The 20,205-nt window shown below is 68.4% G+C and carries 19 protein-coding genes; 7 read left to right on the top strand and 12 right to left on the bottom strand.

The window, feature by feature from the left end; translation table 11 throughout:
- Positions 1 to 24 precede the first annotated feature (24 nt).
- The 6 genes from AC6CCG_RS11155 to AC6CCG_RS11130 all read right to left on the bottom strand — a co-directional run bounded on the left by AC6CCG_RS11155 (position 25) and on the right by AC6CCG_RS11130 (position 6,280).
- Entirely contained in the window at positions 25 to 978 is a 954-nt protein-coding gene (locus tag AC6CCG_RS11155; RefSeq protein ID WP_496654609.1) for a hypothetical protein, read from the bottom strand.
- Between the two features lie 137 nt (positions 979 to 1,115).
- A complete protein-coding gene (locus AC6CCG_RS11150) occupies positions 1,116 to 1,862 on the bottom strand; it encodes a phosphotransferase enzyme family protein (protein ID WP_496654608.1) in 747 nt (248 codons plus the stop codon).
- Between the two features lie 22 nt (positions 1,863 to 1,884).
- Positions 1,885 to 3,423 carry an alpha-amylase family protein gene (locus AC6CCG_RS11145; protein ID WP_496654607.1) on the bottom strand — a complete coding sequence of 513 codons (1,539 nt, stop codon included), beginning with the start codon at positions 3,421 to 3,423 and terminating at the stop codon, positions 1,885 to 1,887.
- Positions 3,423 to 4,379 (bottom strand): TIGR03885 family FMN-dependent LLM class oxidoreductase, encoded by a 957-nt coding sequence (locus tag AC6CCG_RS11140; RefSeq protein WP_496654606.1) that lies wholly within the window; start codon positions 4,377 to 4,379, stop codon positions 3,423 to 3,425. The genes AC6CCG_RS11145 and AC6CCG_RS11140 overlap by 1 nt, the downstream gene beginning before the upstream one ends.
- A gap of 429 nt (positions 4,380 to 4,808) precedes the next feature.
- Positions 4,809 to 5,414, bottom strand: a complete 606-nt coding sequence (locus AC6CCG_RS11135) for a dihydrofolate reductase family protein (RefSeq protein ID WP_496654605.1) — start codon at positions 5,412 to 5,414, stop codon at positions 4,809 to 4,811.
- A 65-nt stretch (positions 5,415 to 5,479) separates the two neighbouring features.
- Positions 5,480 to 6,280 (bottom strand): SDR family NAD(P)-dependent oxidoreductase, encoded by an 801-nt coding sequence (locus tag AC6CCG_RS11130; protein ID WP_496654604.1) that lies wholly within the window; start codon positions 6,278 to 6,280, stop codon positions 5,480 to 5,482.
- A 143-nt stretch (positions 6,281 to 6,423) separates the two neighbouring features.
- Here AC6CCG_RS11130 and AC6CCG_RS11125 point away from each other — a divergent pair, with 143 nt between their 5' ends.
- A complete protein-coding gene (locus AC6CCG_RS11125; RefSeq protein ID WP_496654603.1) occupies positions 6,424 to 9,171 on the top strand; it encodes an ATP-binding protein in 2,748 nt (915 codons plus the stop codon).
- Between the two features lie 136 nt (positions 9,172 to 9,307).
- Here AC6CCG_RS11125 and AC6CCG_RS11120 read toward each other — a convergent pair whose 3' ends face one another.
- The 3 genes from AC6CCG_RS11120 to AC6CCG_RS11110 form a co-directional block, all read right to left on the bottom strand.
- Entirely contained in the window at positions 9,308 to 9,820 is a 513-nt protein-coding gene (locus tag AC6CCG_RS11120; RefSeq protein ID WP_496654602.1) for a flavodoxin, read from the bottom strand.
- A 159-nt stretch (positions 9,821 to 9,979) separates the two neighbouring features.
- Positions 9,980 to 10,963: an aldo/keto reductase gene (locus AC6CCG_RS11115; RefSeq protein ID WP_496654601.1), complete on the bottom strand. Its 984-nt coding sequence runs from the start codon at positions 10,961 to 10,963 to the stop codon at positions 9,980 to 9,982.
- A 26-nt stretch (positions 10,964 to 10,989) separates the two neighbouring features.
- Positions 10,990 to 11,970, bottom strand: a complete 981-nt coding sequence (locus AC6CCG_RS11110; RefSeq protein ID WP_496654600.1) for an aldo/keto reductase — start codon at positions 11,968 to 11,970, stop codon at positions 10,990 to 10,992.
- A gap of 130 nt (positions 11,971 to 12,100) precedes the next feature.
- Here AC6CCG_RS11110 and AC6CCG_RS11105 point away from each other — a divergent pair, with 130 nt between their 5' ends.
- From AC6CCG_RS11105 to AC6CCG_RS11085, 5 genes are all read left to right on the top strand, one after another.
- A complete protein-coding gene (locus AC6CCG_RS11105; protein WP_496654599.1) occupies positions 12,101 to 13,075 on the top strand; it encodes a helix-turn-helix domain-containing protein in 975 nt (324 codons plus the stop codon).
- Positions 13,076 to 14,166: 1,091 nt separating this feature from the next.
- A complete protein-coding gene (locus tag AC6CCG_RS11100; RefSeq protein WP_496654598.1) occupies positions 14,167 to 14,733 on the top strand; it encodes a DUF5994 family protein in 567 nt (188 codons plus the stop codon).
- Positions 14,730 to 15,794, top strand: a complete 1,065-nt coding sequence (locus AC6CCG_RS11095; RefSeq protein WP_496654597.1) for a fatty acid desaturase family protein — start codon at positions 14,730 to 14,732, stop codon at positions 15,792 to 15,794. The genes AC6CCG_RS11100 and AC6CCG_RS11095 overlap by 4 nt, the downstream gene beginning before the upstream one ends.
- A gap of 14 nt (positions 15,795 to 15,808) precedes the next feature.
- Positions 15,809 to 15,991, top strand: coding sequence for a YegP family protein (locus AC6CCG_RS11090; protein WP_496654596.1), 183 nt, complete (start codon positions 15,809 to 15,811; stop codon positions 15,989 to 15,991).
- A 153-nt stretch (positions 15,992 to 16,144) separates the two neighbouring features.
- Positions 16,145 to 16,315 carry a hypothetical protein gene (locus AC6CCG_RS11085; protein ID WP_496654595.1) on the top strand — a complete coding sequence of 57 codons (171 nt, stop codon included), beginning with the start codon at positions 16,145 to 16,147 and terminating at the stop codon, positions 16,313 to 16,315.
- Positions 16,316 to 16,460: 145 nt separating this feature from the next.
- On the opposite strand, the gene AC6CCG_RS11080 is transcribed toward AC6CCG_RS11085, so the two are convergent.
- The 3 genes from AC6CCG_RS11080 to AC6CCG_RS11070 form a co-directional block, all read right to left on the bottom strand.
- Positions 16,461 to 17,033 (bottom strand): hypothetical protein, encoded by a 573-nt coding sequence (locus AC6CCG_RS11080; RefSeq protein WP_496654594.1) that lies wholly within the window; start codon positions 17,031 to 17,033, stop codon positions 16,461 to 16,463.
- A gap of 41 nt (positions 17,034 to 17,074) precedes the next feature.
- Positions 17,075 to 17,653: a hypothetical protein gene (locus AC6CCG_RS11075; protein ID WP_496654593.1), complete on the bottom strand. Its 579-nt coding sequence runs from the start codon at positions 17,651 to 17,653 to the stop codon at positions 17,075 to 17,077.
- A gap of 417 nt (positions 17,654 to 18,070) precedes the next feature.
- On the bottom strand, positions 18,071 to 18,838 hold the full coding sequence (locus tag AC6CCG_RS11070) for a DUF4386 domain-containing protein (RefSeq protein WP_496654592.1): 768 nt from the start codon (positions 18,836 to 18,838) through the stop codon (positions 18,071 to 18,073).
- Between the two features lie 327 nt (positions 18,839 to 19,165).
- Here AC6CCG_RS11070 and AC6CCG_RS11065 point away from each other — a divergent pair, with 327 nt between their 5' ends.
- Positions 19,166 to 20,194 carry an NAD(P)-dependent alcohol dehydrogenase gene (locus tag AC6CCG_RS11065; protein WP_496654591.1) on the top strand — a complete coding sequence of 343 codons (1,029 nt, stop codon included), beginning with the start codon at positions 19,166 to 19,168 and terminating at the stop codon, positions 20,192 to 20,194.
- Positions 20,195 to 20,205 lie beyond the last annotated feature (11 nt).

The raw sequence follows: 20,205 nt of genomic DNA, 5'->3' as shown, positions 1-20,205 counted from the left end.
GGGCCGATCGTTGCCGGCGGCCGCTCAGGGCAGCCGCAGGTACGGATTGATCACGTTGCCGATCCCGCGCAGGGCTTGATCACACACCTCGATGCCGGGCTCTGCGCCGTTGCCGATCGTCCGCTGCCCCGCCGTACCGTCGTAGTAGCGGCCGTCGGAGACGCTTCGCTCGACGCGGTTGTCGACGCCGCACACCTCGGTGTCCTTGAACCGCCAGAACGAGGCCATCGCGCGGTGCGGGAACGCGCTGCCCGACCGTGCGAAGACGATCTGCTGGAACAGGTTCCGGTGCGTGTCGTGACGCAACCGCACCGGGTCGCCCGTGATCCGGGCCATCGTGTTGCGGGCGAAGTGGTTGTCGCTGCTGCCGTTCGCGACGTAGGCGGCGTGGATGCAGCCCGGGCAGTCCGTGTTCACCAGGTCGCTGAACACGGAGTCGGTCACGGTGTTGTCCGACGAGTTGAGGAAGTGCAGGGCGGCGTAGCCGGGCCCGTCGGGCACGAAGGCGTTGCCGAGCTCGCTGAACACCATCCGGTAGATCGCATTGCCGTCGGTGTCGAGCCGGATGCCGCCGGTGCGGTAGTGCGTGACCACCATGCCGCTGACGTCGAGGCTGGGCCCGCCGCCGGTGTTCATCCAGTAGTGGGACGTCCCGGTGGCTCGGCTGCCATCGAAGGTCGGCGGGTGGGCCGGGTCGGTCGGACGGAGCACCACCCGCGCCAGCGCGACCTTGCCCCACGACACGACCGCCGGCTCGTAGTAGGTGCCGGGTCCGATCCAGACGGTGGCGGTGCCCTGGTCACCCGGCACGTCGGCGAGCAGCTGGGCCGCGCGGGTCAGCGACGCGACCGGCGCCTCCGCGCTCCCCGGATTGGTGTCCGAACCGTCCGCACTGACATGGAGCTCGGTCGGCTCGGCCGCCAAGGCGGGCGTCGGCGCTCCGGCCGAACCCATGATCAACAAGCCGACCAACAACACCAGAGAACACAACCGCAACGGCATTCCGGACCCCCGTAATAGCGATTTACTGGCAATCTTAATCGGGCAGCCCGCGAACGGCAGGGCGTTCTCGCCGATCTGGGACGCCCGCTGCCTGACGGGTGATGACCGGTTGCTCAAACAGCCCGGACTTCGGCCAGCCGCCTGGCCCCGAACGGGTCGACCCCGCTGGGATCCCAGCACACGGCAGCCTCCCAGGCCGCCCGTGCCTGCGCGGCGAGGTCGTACGCCTCCTCGTCGAGACCGACCGCGTTGTACGGCAACGCCAGATCAAGATCAGCGACATCGACGTGCGACTCGTCCCAGTCGATCAGAGCGACGCGATCCGCGGTCATCCGGATGTTGCGTGGGTTGGGATCGCCGTGGACGACGCACCGGGCACCGCCGGCGACGCGAGCCCAGGCCGCCCGGCAGCGCTCGACGCCTTCGAGCGGCATCGCCCTGAGGTCGACCCTCGTTCCGGTCTCGGCGTGCAGGAGGTCGGTCGATGATCGCCAGCCCGGGCGCTGCGGCCAGTCCCGCGTCAGCCGGTGCAGCTGCCGCAGCGTCTCGCCGACCCGCTGCCAGTCGGCCGCCGTCTCCGGCGGCCCGCCCTCCACGTACGTCATCACCACCAGACCCTCGGCGAAGTTCCGGCCGTCCGTGGTCGGGATCGGAACCGGTACGGCCATCCCCGCCCGGTCGAGGTGGCGCAACAGGTCGGTCTCCCAAGCCAGATCGGCGTCGCTGCGCCGGCCCAGCCGGCCGACCCCCAGGCGTCCGTTCACCCGGACGCGCCACACCTCGTTGACCCCGACTCCGCCGGTCAACGGTTCGATCCGACGGGCGTCGTCACCCCATTCCTTCAGCGCCGACCATCCCATCGGCCACATCCTGGCAGAGGGGTCAAGCCATCCGAAACCAGCGGCAGTCGTACGGGCCGAGGTCGATGCTCGCCGTGCCGCCGGTGATCGGCACCGTTCCGTCGACCAGCACGTCGGTCAGGTCTCCGTCGAGCCGGTCCAGGTCGACGGTGACGGCGCGGTCGGCGAGGTTGTGGACGGCGACCACGGTGCCGCCGTCGCTGTCACAGCGGTGCGCCAGCACGGCGGGGTCGGCGGTGTCGAGGATCTGGCAGGTGCCCCACGCCAACTCCGGGCACTCGCGGTAGCGCTCGATCAGCAGCTTGATCCACTCCAGCAGGGAAGCGGGGTCGCGGCGTTGCTCGGCCGCGGCGTCCCACCACATCGGAGTCCGTACGGCCTCGCGGCCGGGCACCGACAGATCCTCGATCATGCCGACCTCCTCGCCGTAGAACAGCACCGGCGTGCCGGGCAGCGAGAACAGCAGGCTGTAGACCAACTTGATCCGCTTGAGGTCACCGCCCAGCATCGAGGGCAGCCGCCGCCGCAGACCGCGACCGTACAGCTGCATGTGCTCCTCGGGCCCGAAGGCGGAGAACACCTCCTGCCGCTCGGGCACCGTCAGTTTGTCCAGGGTCAGCTCGTCGTGGTTGCGGACGAAGGTCGCCCAATGGCAGTCGCGCGGCGGCTGCGGCCGCTCCTTGAGCGCATGCGCCAGCGGACTGGCCTCCTCGCGAGCCAGCGACAGGTACAGCTGCTGCATGCCGATGAAGTCGAAGCAGAGGTGCAGTTCGTCGCCCACGCCGTCGGCGCCGCCGAAGAACGTCATGGTGTCGGCGTACGGGAGATTCACCTCGCCCAGCAGCACCGCCTCGCCGTTGCGCCGGGACAGGAAGGCCCGTAGGTCACCGAGGTAGTCGTGCGGGTCGGGTAGCGCCTCGATCGGGGCTTCCAGCAGGAACGGCACCGCGTCGACGCGGAACCCGGACAGGCCCAGCGCCATCCAGAACCCCATCACCCGTGCGATCTCGTCCCGCACCGCCGGGTTGGCCACGTTGAGGTCGGGCTGATGCTTGTAGAACTTGTGCAGGTAGTACTGCTTGGCCTTGCGGTCGTACGTCCACAGCGAGGTCTCCTGATCCGGGAAGATCACGCCCTGGTCGGCGCCGGCGGGCTTCTCGTCGGCCCAGACGTACCAGTCGTGCCGCGGGCTGGACGGGTCGCGGGCCTCCTGGAACCAGGGGTGCTGCGCCGAGGTGTGATTGACCACCAGGTCCACGATGACCCGCATCCCGCGGTCCCGGGCGGTACGGACGAACTCGGCGAAGTCGCCCAGCGTGCCCAGCCGCGGGTCCACGCCGTAGAAGTCGGTGATGTCGTAGCCGTCGTCGCGATCCTGGGTCGGGAAGAACGGCATCAGCCAGAGGCAGGTCACCCCCAACCGCTGCAGGTGGTCGATCTGCTGGCTCAGGCCGCGGAAGTCGCCGACGCCGTCACCGTCGGAGTCATGGAACGTCTCCACGTCCAGGCAGTAGATGACCGCGTTCTTCCACCACAGGTCTGCGGTCCGGGTCAGTCTCATCACCGCACCTCCGGAAGAACGTGTTCACCGAACGCGTCGAGGAACGCCCGCTGTTCCTGACCGACGTGGTGCAGATAGACCTCGTCGAACCCGAGCTCGACGTAGTCGCGGATGATCTTGGAATGCCAGCCGAGGTCGGCCGAGATGTTCACCACCTGCGCCACCTGTGCCGCCGAGACGTGCTCCGACACGGCATCGAAGGTCTCCGCCAGGTCCAGGTCCCAGCAGGCCGGTGGCGGGAACACGTTGCTCCGCCATTGCTCGTACGCCGCCGTTCGCGCCGCAGCCTCGTCGGGTGCCCAACTCAGGTGCACCTGCAGGTGGAGCTTGCCTCGGCCGCCGGCGTCCCGGTACGCATCGCGGACCTTGATCAACTTCTCGGCCGGTGCGTTCACGGTGATCAAGCCGTCCGCCCATTCCGCGCACCACGCCGCCGTCTCGGGACTGACCGCTGCTCCCAACAGCAACGGCGACTTCTCGGGCCGGGTCCACACCCGGGCTCGGTCCACCACCACCAAGCCCCGGTGGGTGACCTCCTCGCCGCGCAGCAACGCGCGGATCACTTCCACGCACTCGCGCAGCCGTGCGGTCCGGGTCGCCTTGTCCAGCCAGGCCTCGCCGGTGATGTGCTCGTTGCTGGCCTCGCCGGTGCCGAGGGCCACCCAGAACCGACCCGGGAACATCGCACCCAACGTGCCGATGGCCTGGGCGATGATCGCCGGGTGGTAGCGCTGGCCGGGCGCATTGACCACTCCGAACGGCAGCGTCGTCGCCTGCAGCGCGGCGCCCAGCCACGACCACGCAAACGCGCTGTGTCCCTGCCGATGGCTCCACGGCGAGAAGTGGTCCGAACTCATCGCCGCGTCGAACCCGACCTGCTCCGCCTGCCGGACCGCGTCCAGCAGCGCAGTGGGATGGATCTGCTCGTGGGAGGCGTGGATGCCGATGACCGTCACCTCGGGCCACGTACCCAGCGGTCATGAGCGGTACGCAAGGACCGATCGGTTCCGGCAAATCTGCTCGCCGATCGATGCATGATCATGATCAGGTCAGCAGGCCTCCACAGCCATCGGGTCCCTTGTACACCTCCGAGTCAACAAGCGCTAGAACCCTTTGAATCTATCGACATCACAGCTCGGTCATGGAAACTGACCACGTTGGGGGGAGGACCAGACCAGCACCGTCTCTACGGTCTGCGCCTCGGTTCGTGGGCACTGCGCGGAGGATCAGAACAAGGCTTTGGGGGCCTGGTCCTGCCCACGATCCTTCCCGGATCGGAACTCGTGGCGACCCGCACAGGGTGCAGAGAATCAACCCGCGGATCAGGTCGGCCGAGGCCACCAGCCGGGCGGCCGCGCCAGGACCCCTTGGGGCACCCGAGTTGTCTAGCTCGTTGCGGAGCGGCGGTAGATCAGATGGGTGACGCCGGTGCCGGCGATGATCTCGGGATCGGTGAAGCCGACGGGGGCGTGGTTGATGCCGGTGAGCATGGGGGTGCCGCCGCCGAGGATGTGTGGGACGAGGTCGAGGCGGAGTTCGTCGAGGAGGTCGAGGTCGAGGGCTTGGCCGACGAGGCTGCCGGGGCCGATGCCGATGTCCTTGCCGTCGGCGGCGGCGCTGGCCTGTCGGATGGCCTCCTCGAGGCCGTCGGTGACGAAGGTGAACGGGGTGTCGGTGTTGACCCAGTCGGTGGGTGGTTGGTGGGTGAGGACGAAGACGGGTAGTTGGCCGGCTGGGTGTGAACCGCCCCAGCCGTTGGTGTCGTCGAATTGGCGGCGGCCGACGATGAAGGCGCCGGTGCGGTCGACGAGGTCTTGTAGGTAGGTGGCGGTTGCGGCCGCGGTGCGGTAGGTGAGGCGTTCTGGTTGGGCTGATGGTGTTTCGACGTCGCCGGCGGTGCACCAGGCGAAGAGGCGGTCGAAGCCGGAGTTGGCGGGGCCGGCGATGTAGCCGTCCAGGGATACCGAGGCCTGGGCGATGATCTTGGTCATGGTGAACCTCCGAAGGGTGTTGTTTCCGGCCGGATAGACCGGAGTGGTGGATTGAAGGTGCGTGGTCAGTTGGTGCCGCTGGAGACGTCGACGAAGCTGGCGGTGATGGCTGCGGCGCGATCCGAGGCGAGGAAGGCGGCCGTGGCGGCGACCTGCGCCACTCGGGGCGACCGACGCAACGTCCGCATTCCGGCGAGGGCCTCCTGAAGGCCGCGGAGTCCGACCTCGTCGAGTTGCAGGTTCGGGTTGACGGCGGCGAGTTTCGCCGGGGTCAGTGCGTCCTCGACCCCCGACGTCCAGATCCCCAGCACGCGGACGCCGTGCGGACCGACCTCGGCGGCGAGGTTGCGGATCAAGGTGTCGGTCGCGGCGTCGGCCGGACCGGTGCCGCCCATCAGCGGGCTGCCGACGGCCGACCCGCTGTTCAGCGCGAGCACCACACCGGAGCCCTGCTTGACCATCACCCGCGCGGCGGCCCGGGCGGTGATGAAGTTGGTGGTGAGTCCATTGGTGACAGGCCTGACGAAGTCCTCGGCGGTCATGTCGAGCAACGGCGTGCCCTGGGCATCGCCGCGCGTGGCCAGGTTCAGCGACACGTCGAGACTGCCGCCCTGCTCGGCAACGACCTGGACGTGACGGTCGACCGCCTGCTCGTCATAGGCGTCGAGTACGGCCACGTCGGCGCTACCCCCGGCCGCAGCGATCTCCGCCGCCACCTTCTCCAGGGTGTTCAGTGTCCGCCCGGCCAGGAAGACCCGGGCTCCTTCCCGGGCGAACTCCAGCGCGACCCCGCGGCCGATCGAGCCGCCGGCGCCGTACACGATCGCGTTCTTGTTCTGCAGCAGCATGTCGTTACTCCTCGTCATCGTGGTTGCCGTACGACGTACAGCCTTCTGCCGGACCCCGGGGCCGGACATCCGAGGCGACCACCTGCAGACCACCTGCGCACCACGCGTTCGGCACCCGGTCGGGCGGCCGTCCGCGGGCTGGAGCGGGGCATGATGAGGCCGTGACCAGGAGTCCAGTGACCGAACCGTCCGGGCGTGAGGCGGAGGTCCTCGCCGCGCTCGGAGCGGGGCTGTCGAACGCTCGGATCGCGAACCGTCTGCACATCTCGATCCGCACCGTCGAGGGCCATGTCTCCTCGCTGCTGCGCAAGTACGGCGTGAGCAGCCGCGGCGAGTTGGCGGCGCTGTCCGGTACCGGCGCTGCGGGTGGCGCGCCGACTCCGGGAATGATCATCGGCCTGCCGCCGGCCCGGACCTCCTTCGTCGGGCGGGTCAGCGAACGGGCCGAGCTGCTGGACCTGCTCGCGTCTGCTCCCCTGGTGACGCTGGTCGGGCCGGGCGGCGTCGGCAAGACCCGGCTGGCCACGGTGGTGGCGGAGGCGGCGGGTCCGACGTACCCGTTCGGCGGGGTGTTCGTCGATCTCGTACCGGCGCAGGATGGCTCGGTTCCACAGGCGGTGGCGGCTGCGCTGGAGGTGGCCGAGAGTCCGGGTCGGTCCCTGGAGGCCGCGATCATCGGCCGGCTCGAGCGGGGTCCCTTCCTGCTGGTGTTGGACAACTGCGAGCACGTGGTGGACGGGGTCGCCGCCTTCGCGGACGTCGTACTGGCTGCCAGTCCTGGCACGACGATCCTTGCGACCAGCAGGGAGCGGCTCGCGATCCCGGGCGAACAGACCTATCACCTAGGGCCGCTTCCGCTGGACTCGGACGCCGAGCAATTGTTCGCCGATCGGGCCGCGGCAGTGGGTCCGGACGACGCCACCGATCCAACGGTGGTGGCCGAGCTGTGTGCTCGACTGGACGGGTTGCCGCTCGCGATCGAACTGGCGGCAGCGCGGCGGCGGGCGATCGGGGAGCTCGGCCTGATCGTGGGCCTGGGAGACTCCTTGCGGCTTCTTGCGGGTGGTCGCGGTTCGACGGTGCGGCATCGGTCCCTGCGTTCGGTCATCGGCTGGAGTCATGACCTGCTGGATGCTGAGGAACAGCGATTGCTCCGGCGGCTGGGGGTGTTCGCCGGCGGGTTCGATCTTGCGGCTGTGGCCGCGGTCGCCGAGCTGGAATCGGCCTCGGCGGCGGACCTTCTCGGCCGGTTGGCTGACCAGAGCTTGCTGATCCCGGCCCAGGCCGGCGGCCGGTGGCGGATGCTGGCGACCATTCGTGCGTACGCGGTCGAGCAACTGCACGCCAGTCGGGAGTACGCCGACACGCTCGCCCGGCACCGCCGGTGGGCGCTCTCCGTGGCGGACGACCTGCGAGACCGCCTGGACGGCCGCTGGGAGAGCGATTTCGACGCGGTCGCGGACGACCTTCGCGCCGCTCTGGCCGCCGGCGACGCCGATGGCCAGCCGCTGACGCATCGACTGGCGCGAGGACTGGGGTGCTTGACGTTCGCCCGGAGGTTCTTCGCAGAGGCCGAGCAGCACTATCTGACCGCGGCAGCGTGCGCTCCGACGGCAGCGGAAGCGTTGCTGGACAGTCGGAACGCGGCCGCGGCCGCCCTGAACGTCTCCGGCCGGACCCGGGCGAGCCGACACCTCCTGGCCGCCGCCGAGCGCGCGGGCGATGATCCGAACGTTCGCGCTCAGGCGCTGGCACTCTCGGTGAGTTTGATGCATCGCCACGGCGCCGAGCACACCGACGTCACCGCCGACCGTATGACGGCGCTGCTGGCGACGGCGCGGGAGCTTTTCGACGACGCAGGCGATCCCACGACCCGGGCGATGATCGAGACCGCGCGCGCCTGGAATGCGGCCCCCGACCTCACGCATCCAGCTCCCGACGCCGCGTTGGCTCAGGTCGCCGTGGACGCCGGCCGGGACTCCGGCGACCCGGTGCTCCTCCTGGGAGCTCTCGACGCTCTCGGGGCGGCGGTCGCCGGCGAAGGCCGGCTGAGGGAGGCCCACCTGATCGCCCAGCAACGGCTGCCCCTGCTGGCCGAGATCCCTCGGCACGAACCGTACGCGGACCTCGAGGTCGAGGATGCCCTGCTGATGGCAGCCGTTCACGCAGTCGGTGCCGCCGACTACGCGGCCGTGCTGGCCGGCTCGTACCCGCTCCTGGACGCCAGTAAGGTGCTCGCCCTCAGCTGCACCGGCCGGTTTGCCGAGGCCACCGGCGTCGCGGAATCACAGTGGGAGAACTGGATCCGCAGCGGCTCACCGCCACGGCGCTGGATGTCGCCGCACGCGGCCGCGGCTGCGCTGGCCCACGGCCTGCTCGGGCAGACGAAAGCTGAGGACACCTGGCGGGCACGCGCACTGGAGATCGCGAGGGTCACCGATGCGGCCGAGGTTCCGCACCTGGCCGCCATCGACGCCTACGTCGACGCCCGCTTGGCGATCCATCGTGGATCGGCCGCGGACGTGCAGGACCTGGTGGGCCGTGCCGTCGCCGACCTGCCCGGGCCCTGGTACGCGCAGTACGCCAAGGTCGCTGGCGTCGAACTCGCGGTCGTGGCCGGCCTGCCGGCGGCCGCCGACCTCCTGGCAGCCGCCGGGTCCGTCCGGGCGATCAGCGACTGGGCGGCTGCCGGCATGCTCCGCGCGGAAGGCAGACTGACCGGCAACCTCTCGGCCTACACCGAGGCAGCCGACCTGTACGCCGGGATCGGTGCCCGCTTCGAGCGGGCGTGCACCTTGCTGCTGCTGCCGGACCGTGCCGCCGAGGGACGGGCCGAGATGGTCGCCCTGGGAGCGACCATGGCTGTCGACTGGGGTGTGGTCACTGATCCGGACGGATCCGGGACATGATCAGCATGAGAGTGATCACGCCGTAGAACTGGTCAACCGCCGCTTCGTCTGGCGCGCCCGGCAGGATTCGAACCTGCAACCTTCTAGCATGCGCCGAGTGCCCCTCGGGCCACCATCCACCCAGCACCGCATCGGGTCAGTTGAGAAGTCTGCGTTCGCGAAGCCAGGTCTCGACGTCGCCACGGTGTTGGGTGACTTCTTCGCCTTGGATGGCGAGGCCGGGGCTGATTTGGGCTCCGGTGCAGGCGGTGGTGTAGACGTCTTCGGTGCTGCCGAGGCCGCTGATGGCGTAGGTGACGAAGGGGTGGACTTCGATGCCGGTGAAGTCGTGGGCTTCGGCGAACGTGGTCATGATCATCGGGGGTCGGGTGTTCCAGATCGGGCTGCCGAGCAGGACGTGCCGGTAGCCGTCGATCGTGGCCCGCGGGTTGGCGATGGCGGGTCTGGCGTCGGCGTTCTGTTCGGTCTGGTTGCGTTGCACGGTGGCGTCGTAGCTGTCCGGGTAGGGGTCGGCGGCTTCGATGCGGTGGGTATCGCAGGTGATCATTTCGGAGATGATGCCGGCGAGGACTTCGGTGTTGCCGGTCTGCAGGTTGCGGCGGCCGCCGTAGTAGTAGTTCTCGCCCGGACGGGAGAAGTAGACAAGCAAGCAGCACCCGGCCGGCGGCGCCGCCGGGTGACGGCGAGCCGGAGGGGGTTGGGCGGGGTGAGCCGGGTTGGGTGCTGGGTTCCGTCGGGTCTGGCCCGTTGGTGCAGGCTGTCGAGCCGGCGAGGAGGGCGCTGGTGAGGAGGGCTCGTCGGGTCAGCATCAGCGGTTGATCCAGGCCTGCATTTCGGCCGGGTAGCGGTCGCGGGTCGTGTCGATCCGGTCTGCGGCGGTGGTGATCTGGTCCAGCTCGTCGGCGGTCAGGTCGAGGGCGGCAGCGGCGGTGTTCTCGGCGAGCCGGTGGAGCTTGGTGGTGCCGGGGATCGGCACGATCCACGGCTGCTGGGCCAGGAGCCAGGCCAGGGCGACCTGGGCCGCCGTGGCCTCGTTGCGCTGGCCGATGGTGGTGAGCAGCTCGACCAGGGCCTGGTCGGCGTCCTCGACCGGCTGGGTGAAGCGGGGTAGCCGGTTGCGGACGTCGCCAGCTCCGAACTGGGTGTCGGTGGTGACGGTGCCGGTGAGGAAGCCCTTGCCGAGCGGGCTGAACGGCACCAGCCCGATGCCGAGTTCGGCCAGGGTCGGCAGGATCTCGGTTTCGGGTTCGCGCCACCACAGCGAATACTCGCTCTGCAGCGCCGCGACCGGCTGGACGGCGTGGGCACGGCGGATCGCGTCGACGCCGGCCTCGGACAGTCCGAAGTGGCCGACCTTGCCGGCGGTGATCAGGTCCTTGACGGTGCCGGCAACGTCTTCCATCGCCACGTCCGGGTCGACGCGGTGCTGGTAGAGCAGGTCGATCCGGTCGACGCCGAGCCGTTGCAGCGAGGCGTCGACGGTTTCGACGATGTGGTCCGGTCGGCTGTTCAGGGTGTTCGGCTGGCCGGGTGTGATGCCGAAGCCGAACTTGGTGGCGATCACCACCTGGTCCCGGACTGGAGCGAGCGCTTTGCCGACGAGTTCTTCGTTGGTGTAGGGGCCGTAAACCTGGGCCGTGTCGAAGAAGGTGACACCACGGTCGACGGCGTCACGGATCAACGCGATCCCGTCGCTGTCGTCGACCGGCTGGCCGTACCCGTGGCTGAGGCCCATGCATCCGAGGCCGAGCGCGGACACGTCGAGCCCGTGGCCGAGGGTGCGTTTGATCATGGTCCGATTCCTTGCGTGGTTGGGGTTCAGCGGTAGTAAGTGGGGTGGCGTGGAACGTAGTGCTGTTCCAGGGCGGTGATCTCTTCCTCGGTGAGGTCGAGGTCGAGCGCGGCCACCGCGTCGGTGAGATGGTGCGGCTTGGTGGAGCCGATGATCGGCGCGGTCACCACTGGGTTGTGCAGCACCCAGGCCAGCGCGACCTGGGCCATCGGCACACCACGGTTCTCCGCGACCTGCTGGACGGCGTCAACGATCGCGGCATCGCTGTCCAGGAACAGCGGCCGGCCGTACATGTCGACGTCGGGGTTCTTGGCCGAGCGTTCGGTGCCGCCCCGGCCCCACGGGCGGGCGAGCCGGCCGGCCGCGAGCGGGCTCCACGGGATCGAGCCGACGCCCTGGCGGGCGAGCAGCCCGAACATCTCCCGCTCTTCCTCGCGGGCGAGCAGGCTGTACTGGTCCTGCATGGTGACGAAGCGGGTCCAGCCGCCGAGGTCGGCGGCGTGCTGCATCGTGGCGAATTGCCAGGCCCACATCGATGAGGCGCCGAGGTAGCGGACCTTGCCCGCCTTCACGACGTCGTGCAGTGCCTCCATCGTCTCCTCGATCGGCGTGTCCGGGTCGAACCGGTGAATCTGATAGAGGTCGATGTAGTCGGTGCCCAGCCGGCGCAGCGACGCCTCCACCTGCTCGAACACGGCCCGCCGCGACAATCCGCCGCCACCGGGGCCGTCGTTCATCGGCTGGAACAGCTTGGTGGCCAGCACGATGTCGTCCCGGTTGGTGTACTTGCGCAGGGCCCGGCCGACGATTTCCTCCGAGCTGCCGTAGCCGTAGATGTTGGCGGTGTCCCAGAAGTTGATGCCCAGCTCGATCGCCTGCCGGAAGATCGGCTCGCCGGCCTCGTCGCCCAACGCCCACGGCATTCGGGAGCCGTCGCCGAAACTCATGCAGCCCAGCGCGAGCCGGCTGACCTTCAACCCCGACGATCCGAGTCGTACCTGTTCCATGGTGGCTGTGTGCCTCTCTGCTCGATGACACCCCATCCAACGACGCGGGCTGGACCGGTACCAGTGACTGCCGTGCCATGTACTGCCAGTCCCTGGTAAGGCTCTGACCGGTGCCCGTACCGTCAGAAGCGTGGACCGCCGCAAGGACATCCAGGAATTCCTGACCAGCCGCCGCTCCCGGCTGACCCCGGAACAGGCCGGACTGCCCACCTTCGGCGACCGCCGCCGCGTCACCGGGCTACGCCGCGAAGAAGTCGCCATGCTGGCCGGCGTCAGTGTCGACTACTACGCCCGCCTGGAACGCGGCCACCTCGCCGGAGCCTCCGACGCCGTCCTCGAAGCCGTCGCCCGCGCCCTGAAGCTCGATGAAGCCGAGTACCAGCACCTGCTCGACCTCGCCCGCGCCACCCCAGCCGCTCCGGCCGCTCGCCGGTCTGCCCGGCCGAAACAGCCCGGCCTCCGGCCCGCTGTGCGCACCATCGTCGACGGGCTCACCGGTGTCCCGGCCTACGTCCGCACGCCGACCATGGACATCCTCGCGGCCAACGAACTGTGCCAGGCCCTCTATGGTGGCGCGCTCGATGACGACAAGCTTCCTGTGAACTTGGCCCGGTTCCTGTTCCTCGACCCCCAAGCCCGAGACGTCTACCTCGAATGGGACCAAGTCGCCGACGACCTCGCTGGCTCACTCCGAACCCAAGCCGGCCGCGACCCGCGCAACCGCGCCCTCAGCGACCTCGTCGGCGAACTGTCCACGCGCAGCGACGACTTCGCCACCCGCTGGGCCAAACAGAACGTCCGCCTCCACCGCACCGCCCGCAAGACCCTGCACAACCGCATCGTCGGCGACATCCAACTCACCGGCAACGCCCTCGAACTCCCCGCCGACGATCTCGTCCTCGTCGCCTACACCGCCGACCCCGGCACCAACGCCCAAGATCAACTCCAACTCCTCATCAGTTGGATCGCAACGCGCGCGGCGATGCCGCGCGCCAGCACGTCGACAGACGGATGGGCGTACTGCGGGGGACCAGACGTTTGGGGGCCTGGTCCACCCACGCCTCCGAGCACCGCTCCCGCTTACTGCGGCGCACGGTGCGAGTGACCAGGCGGAGGTCACACGTTGATCATGAAGCGGCCCGAGCCAGTGAGCCACCACTAGGCCGGGCCTAGGAGCCAGGCAGTCCGCCGATGGCAAGATCACCGGAATCCATGGGCGAAAAGGCTACCGGTCGACCCAACCAGATCGAGGACTGCAACCTGGTGGGGTCGCTATCCTCGGCTGATGGGTGGCGAGGGCCCGACTTCGTCGGCGAGCTTGTTGATCTTGATCCTCGTCTGCATCGCGAACGACTCCGATACCTGGTGGCCGTTGGCTCGGGCATCCCCTTACCCGGGCGGAAGCGATCTAGACCAAGATCATCATTGCCGTACTACTCGCCGCCGGCCCTGCCGTGCTCGTGTTCCTCCTCTGCGGATTCCCTCCCGGGCCGCCGGGAATCGCGGTAGCCGGCCCACACCTCAACCCCGGCTTGGTTCCCCGCCCGATTGAACCGCGCAATTGAACGCGTTGACGGATGGCTGAACACAGGTCTAGGTTGTCGGATACGCGGACCCGGATGACGGGTGTCGTGTGGTGGTTCTGGACCATGACCAAGGTCGTTTCCCTTCGCCATCTGTCGAAAGACGAGGGCCGCGCGGCCCGGCATGTCGGGGGCTTCGGGGCACGCGTTCCTCGCACTGACGGTTTGACCGAGCACCCGTCTCGGATTCGCGCTTTGCCGTCGTCGACGGCGAGCACACAGGTCCCCAGACCTCAAGGGACCTCACGGCCGGTGCCTCTGGGGACGCGGCGAAGTTCGTAAGACCTTTTGGACCCACGAAATCATGGTCAATCCAGGGCCGAGCTATCCGTCCGCCAGCCAGAGGCCTGGGCCAGACCGGCCCACCGCACCAAGCCGCCGACACCGGATCCGCTTTGGTCCCGAGGCATAGACTCTGAACAGTTCCGGAATCGACGGCATCCCGTCTTGAGATGCCAGCCAGGCCGGCCACGATGAGGGCGGACGCGATGGCACGGACTCCGGCGTCACACCACCCGGCGTCTCCTCCCAGGCGTCGACGATCGGCCAAGCACTGGCCAGGCGGCCAGTTCAGATCGTGCACGAATCGTCCGTCCTCCTCAGGAGGACTCCCATGACCTTTGACAGCGACCGAAACACGGTGACGACCGCCGTTGCCGAGCCGTCGGTTCCGCGGCTCCGGTTGCGCGACACGATCAGCCCGTACGGTCTTCTGGACGGCGGGTGGTGGCCTCGCTCATCGAACCCGGTGGCGGAGTTGCCGGGTCTGATTCTGGCTCTTGATCATCTTCATGGTCCGGTGTTACGGGTCGTGCTTCATCGCGGTGACTGGACCCACTTTCCGCACCTGCTCGGGCTGGCGGGCCGGATCATCCGGCTGGCCTACTTCGACAGCCATCCCTCGGGATTACTGACGGCGTTCAGTTCGACCTTCGTGAGTGGCCGGATCGATCTCCTGGTCGTGCCCGCCGCGACGCGACGTGACGTCGCCACAGCCGCGATGAATGTGGCCGCCGACCAGGGCAACCGGCTGCGGGCCCTACAGATCCTGACGTATCTGACCGACACGATCGAACCGCCCGCCGTGTCCGGCGCGGAAGGCGATTGGGAGAACGAGGGCGGCAGTCGGCCGACGCCCCAGAGCCCTCGCTCTCAAGGCACTGTGGGGGAGATCCGATGACGACGATCGCACTACCGAAACCATCGACCCTCCGTGCCCGCGCGGACGGCGGTCACCAGGCGCTGATTCGTGCCGTTCAGCAGGCAGGGCTGCTGAACCGTCGTCGTGGCTTCTATCTGGGGCTTCTGGCTGTGCTCGGCGGCTGTCTCGCGCTGGCCGTGACGGGTGGGTTCCTGATCGGCCAGTCCTGGTTCCAGCTGCTGATCGCGGCCGGGCTGGGCGTGATCTTCACCCAGTTCGCGTTCTTCGCCCACGAGGCCGCACACCGGCAGGTGTTCGCCTCCGGTCGCAAGAATGATCTTGCCGGACTCCTGGTGGGCACCGGCATCACCGGGTTGAGCTATTCCTGGTGGGTGTCCAAGCACAGCCGGCATCACGCCAATCCGAACAAGATCGGCCGCGATCCCGACATCGACATGCAGGCGCTGTCGTTCGACGCCGACAACGCCCGCGCCAAGAAGGGGCTCTGGGCGATGGTCACGCGCCGGCAGGGCTACCTGTTCTTTCCCTTGCTGCTGTTGACGGGGCTTGGGCTGCATGTCGACTCCGTCCGCAGCGCATACAGTCGGAGGGGCCGCGCGTCGATCTTGGAACGGATCCTGATCACGGTACGGCTGACGCTCTATCCGGCGTTCGTGATCTTGCTCCTCGGCCCGGGAATGGGAGCGGCGTTCCTCGGCGTGCAACTGGCGGTGTTCGGGTTCTACATGGGCATGTCGTTCGCGCCGAACCACAAGGGGATGCCGATCATCTCCGCACGCAGCAAACTCGACTTCGTCCGCAAGCAGGTGCTCACGTCGCGCAACATCCACGGCTTCGGTACGACCACCCTGATGGGCGGGCTCAATTTCCAGATCGAGCATCACCTGTTCCCGAGCATGCCCCGCCCGCACCTTCGCCGGGCCGCGATCATCGTCCGCGAACACTGTCGACAAGCCAGGATTCCCTACCTCGAAACGACCCTGCCGGCGTCGTACGCGCGGATCGTCCGCTATCTCAATCGGGTCGGATTGCACGCCAGGGACCCGTTCGACTGCCCCGCCGCCCGCAACCTCGCCTGAACAGGACAACCACGATGACCGGTACCTTCGATATCTACAAGGACAATCGCGGCAAGTTCCGATGGCGCCTGACCGCCGCTGACGGCGAAATCCTCGCTGGCGCCGACGCAGCCTACGAGTCTCTGGACGCCGCGATCGCCGCCACCGCAACCGCGAAACGCGTCGCCGCCGGAGCCAAGGTCGCTGACCGTACGTGAGGCCAGCGACTGGTGGCCAGCGCCACGTCGCCGCGGGTCGGGCTCCGCATCGCCCGTTGCGCAGCCGTCGTGTGAGTTGACCAGCCGGCCCACCGGCGGAGTGGGCCGTACAACAGACCTTCGCAAGCCTGCGAAGAGAAGGAGTGGATCGCTATGTGGACGGTCATCGTCATCTTGCTCATCATCTGGGCTGTGCTGTCGGTGGTGGGGTTCGCACTACCGAACCTGATCTGGCTTGGTGTAGTCGGAGTGGTCCTGTTTGTCGGCACCCTCGTCTTCGGGATCGTCCGGCACCGCACCACAAGCCGGGCCGGACGTCAATGACGGCGTCGTAAGCCGTACGCCAACGGACTGCAGGAACGGAATGGAGATCTCCCTAGCCGGACGCACTGAGCCGTGGTCCGGATCGGGCCGCGGCTCAGAAATGATCTCAGGCGGCGGCCTGCCCCGTCGCCGGTGAGGGCCTCTGTCAGTGTCCGAGCGGCGAACCTGACGCGTGTCGCGGTGTTCTTGATGGTCTCCGTGTCGCCGTGCGACCAGCCTGCAACGAGCTGATGCTGGTCGGCGTGGTGTCGGGCCGGAGCAGGCCGGCGACGGCGTAGGCGACGGATTCGGCTTCGGTCTCCTCGATCCCCCGGTGCTGCTGGTACTCCTCCGGCGGCTCGTCGGCATGCAGGATCACGTGACCGCTTCGTGCAGCCGCGTCGGCTCCCTGGATCCTCCTGTGGTCAACAGTCCAACCACGCGAGGTGAGGCAGCCGGTCGCTGCCTCGGTGATCCCGTCCGGGTCGTCGACGTTGAGCCGGGCTTCGGCATGGGCCAGCGGGTCGTTGGCGGAGTCAATCGGCTCGGTCTGATTGATGTCGAAGACGCTCAGCACCGGGAAGTAGGTCACGACCCGCTCCGCCTCGTCGGTGATGTCGGCAGTCTGGTCGCCGGTGTCGCGGACCGTCTTCTGGGCGAAGCCGAAGATCTCGATCGCCTTCTCGCCCTTGCGGACCTGCCGGCCCTTGACCTCACGGAGCTGGTCGGCGTCCGTCACCCGCCGTTCCAGGGTGCCGTCCGCACCCTGGCACCGTTGCGTCAGTCCGGCCGAGACGTCTCGGCCAGGCGGGCCGCCTCGGCCTGGTACTTCACGTCGAGCAGCAGGCGGCGGATCGCCGCGACGGTGACCGGATCCAGCCAGCGGAACGTGACGAAGCGGAGGCTTCCGAGCAGGCCTGACCGGGCGCGGGCCCGCGTGCGGACGAGCAGCCGGCAGCCATCGGCCGGCCCCTCGATGATCACGAAGGCCCAGGTCACGTCCGGCGGTCCCGATCCCAAATGTTCCAGGACGAGCGCGTTCGGCGGATCGGCGGCGGCGACGGCGACGGCGAGGTTGAACCCGTCGTACTGTCCCATCCATCGGCCGCGCAGCCAGCCGCCGACCGGCCTTCCGGCACGCATCAGCCAGCGCCAGACCACGCTGCGGTCCGCGTCGATGCAGACGGCCCGTGTCCGGACGAACCCAGGGTCCGGCACCAGGTGGTCGCCGGGCAACGACAGTCGCAGGTCGGTCGGCGACGCGCCCCAGTCACGGACTTGACGGTAGGCGTTCGCGGCAGCCGCCGCGCCGGCGATCACGGCAGCTCCTTCGAGCAGGTGCCGCAGCTTCAGCGTCACGGTCGGCCCGTCATGGGCCCGGGCGCACCGTTTGGTCGAGCCGCGGCTAGTCCCACTCCGATGCGCCTCCCTGGGCAGATGATCTTGGAATCTCGAATGTCCCACCATGACCGAAACTGGCCGGTATCGCGGAAGCGGAAGTCCGACAACGGGTGAGGGGGCGATGATCACCGCTGAGCTGCGGATAGTTACACGCTGGCGAGGTCCAGAAGACGCCCCATGGCGGCATGACGAAAGAAGGATCTTGAACATGCGCCGATCGGCGGCCGCCATGCTCGGCGGTGCCGCGCTGATGATCACCAGCACCACCACCACGGTCCACGCCAACCCGCCCGACCCTGAAACATCCCTGCAAGCCGGGCTCGCTTGGCGGCGTGGATTGCGGCCCGACGTTGAGCTCGGCCACGGGTCCTGGTGCTAGAGCGTGGTGCCCGCCAGCCTCGACGGCGCCGGGCCAGAAACGGGAACGGCGGGTCCGGGTGTGACTGTCGGCGTGTTGAACCCCTTGGCGATCAGCCAGACGCCGATGAAGATCTCCCACACGCCGCCCGGGATGGAGTGGATCGAGATCAGGTCGAGCCCGAAGATCTGCAGCACCGACCCGCCCAAGATCACCGCGTACCCGACGAGGCCCCACACGGCCAGCGGCCGCGGGATCAGCCCGGACCGCAGGAGCGCGGCGCACAAGATCAGCCCGGACACGCCGAGCGTGGTCATGGCGAAGTCGTAGGCGTACAAGTTCGCCTCGGTCAGCACTGTGCTCAAGGCCTGGAGGTAGGAGGTGTCCGCAGCTCCCGCGCTCACAAAGGCGGCAGCGATCGGGATTTGGATGATGATCAGCAAGGCCATCACCGCGATGAAGGTCGCGTCGATGATCCTGGCGGCCAGATAGCCGACCGCGGTGCGCTCGCTGTGGCGTTTCAGGACCGGGAACATCACCACGCCGTGCGCGGCATCACCGGCCACGGTCGCCAGCCAACACACCACGCCAGCGGCCAGCAGCAGACTGCCGGCGGCGATCGCCGCGAGACCGCCCGGTGTGGTCAGGACGGACTGGATGATGATGTTGCCTGGAATGCCGATCGCCATGCCGGCGAGATACAGCACGCCGATGATCCGGGCGGTCACCCGATAGTCAGACTGGTTGAGCTGGCCGCGTCTCGCGACCGGCTGGGAAGTTTGCATGGTGGAGCTCCTTCATCTGAACCCGGGCGCCGTCGCCATCGCGCCCGCCCTCATCGGGGCCGGTATGGCTGGCATCTCAAACCGGGATGTCGTCGATTCCGGAACTACACCTGACACTACGCCCGGCCCGCACGATCAGGGGCATCCGCTCAAATCCTCCGAGGCTGCACCGGCGCTGATCGGGCACCTCGCCCCCTCCTGACCGGGATGATCACCGCTGACTCCCGCGGCAACGGGGTTCTCGGTTTGTCGGCGGACCGTTGCAGGACGGCGTAGCGTCGAAGGATGAGCCGGCCTCTCGCGTCGGCTCGTGGATCTGGAGTCGCCATGAAGGCCATCGTCGCCACTCGTTACGGTTCGCCGGAGGTCTTCGAATTCGCCGAGCTCCCACGGCCGATCCCGGCCGCCGACGAGATTCTGGTCCGGGTCCAGGCCACGACCGTGTCCGCGGCGCACAGCATGATGCGGCAGGGACGGCCGCTGATCGGTCGCTTGTTCACCGGGTTTACCCGACCCAAACAGCCGGTTCCGGGCACCGAGTTCGCCGGCCGGATCGAGGCCGTGGGCGCCGAAGTTACCCGGTTCAAACCGGGCCAGGAGGTCTACGGCGAGACCGGCATCAAAGCCGGCTGTGCCGCGGAGTACCTCTGCGTCAGCGAGACCGGCGCGCTCGCGATCAAGCCCACCAACCTCACGCCGGCCGCGGCAGCCGCCGTGATCGACGGCGCGTCGACGTCGCTGTACTTCCTCCAGGACAAGGCCCACATCCGGCCGGGCCACCAGGTGTTGATCAACGGCGCGTCCGGCTCGGTCGGCACCGCCGCGGTCCAGCTCGCGAAACACTTCGGTGCGGTCGTGACCGGTGTCTGCAGCGAGCCGAACATCGCCCTGGTCCGGTCGCTCGGTGCCGACGCGGTGATCGACTACACCGCCGAGGACTTCACCGACACCGGACACCGCTACGACATCATCTTCGACACCGTCGGCAAGAGTTCCTTCGCCCGCTGCCGTCAGGCGCTCGAACCGGACGGTGTCTATCTCACCACTGTTCCCAGCTTCGCGATCTACCCCCAGATGCTGCTCACCTCGCGGGGCCGCGGCAAGAAGGCGATCATCGCCGCCGCCGGACTCCGCCCCGACACCGAGAAGACCGACTGCTTGATCTTGCTCAAACACCTCCTCGAGGCAGGAACGATCACGCCTGTCGTCGATCGGACCTACCCGCTGGACCAGATCGCCCAGGCCCACCACTATGTGGACACCGGCCGCAAGAAGGGCAGCGTCGTCCTCACCACTCAAGGAGCAACCCGAAGCCGTACCGCCCCGGCGGCAGCTAGCCGCCCGATCACGGAGTGAGGCGACAGCTG

Source organism: Microlunatus sp. YIM B11417 (assembly GCF_059617205.1).
This window is presented reverse-complemented; position numbering and strand designations above follow the sequence as displayed.

Coding starts and splice junctions, on each gene's coding strand:
- AC6CCG_RS11065 (WP_496654591.1), top strand. CDS start 19,166: ATGAAGGCCATCGTCGCCACTCGTTACGGTTCGCCGGAGGTCTTCGAA.
- AC6CCG_RS11115 (WP_496654601.1), bottom strand. CDS start 10,963: ATGATCAAACGCACCCTCGGCCACGGGCTCGACGTGTCCGCGCTCGGC.
- AC6CCG_RS11095 (WP_496654597.1), top strand. CDS start 14,730: ATGACGACGATCGCACTACCGAAACCATCGACCCTCCGTGCCCGCGCG.
- AC6CCG_RS11145 (WP_496654607.1), bottom strand. CDS start 3,423: ATGAGACTGACCCGGACCGCAGACCTGTGGTGGAAGAACGCGGTCATC.
- AC6CCG_RS11130 (WP_496654604.1), bottom strand. CDS start 6,280: ATGACGAGGAGTAACGACATGCTGCTGCAGAACAAGAACGCGATCGTG.
- AC6CCG_RS11100 (WP_496654598.1), top strand. CDS start 14,167: ATGACCTTTGACAGCGACCGAAACACGGTGACGACCGCCGTTGCCGAG.
- AC6CCG_RS11070 (WP_496654592.1), bottom strand. CDS start 18,838: ATGCAAACTTCCCAGCCGGTCGCGAGACGCGGCCAGCTCAACCAGTCT.
- AC6CCG_RS11090 (WP_496654596.1), top strand. CDS start 15,809: ATGACCGGTACCTTCGATATCTACAAGGACAATCGCGGCAAGTTCCGA.
- AC6CCG_RS11150 (WP_496654608.1), bottom strand. CDS start 1,862: ATGGGATGGTCGGCGCTGAAGGAATGGGGTGACGACGCCCGTCGGATC.
- AC6CCG_RS11085 (WP_496654595.1), top strand. CDS start 16,145: ATGTGGACGGTCATCGTCATCTTGCTCATCATCTGGGCTGTGCTGTCG.
- AC6CCG_RS11110 (WP_496654600.1), bottom strand. CDS start 11,970: ATGGAACAGGTACGACTCGGATCGTCGGGGTTGAAGGTCAGCCGGCTC.
- AC6CCG_RS11135 (WP_496654605.1), bottom strand. CDS start 5,414: ATGACCAAGATCATCGCCCAGGCCTCGGTATCCCTGGACGGCTACATC.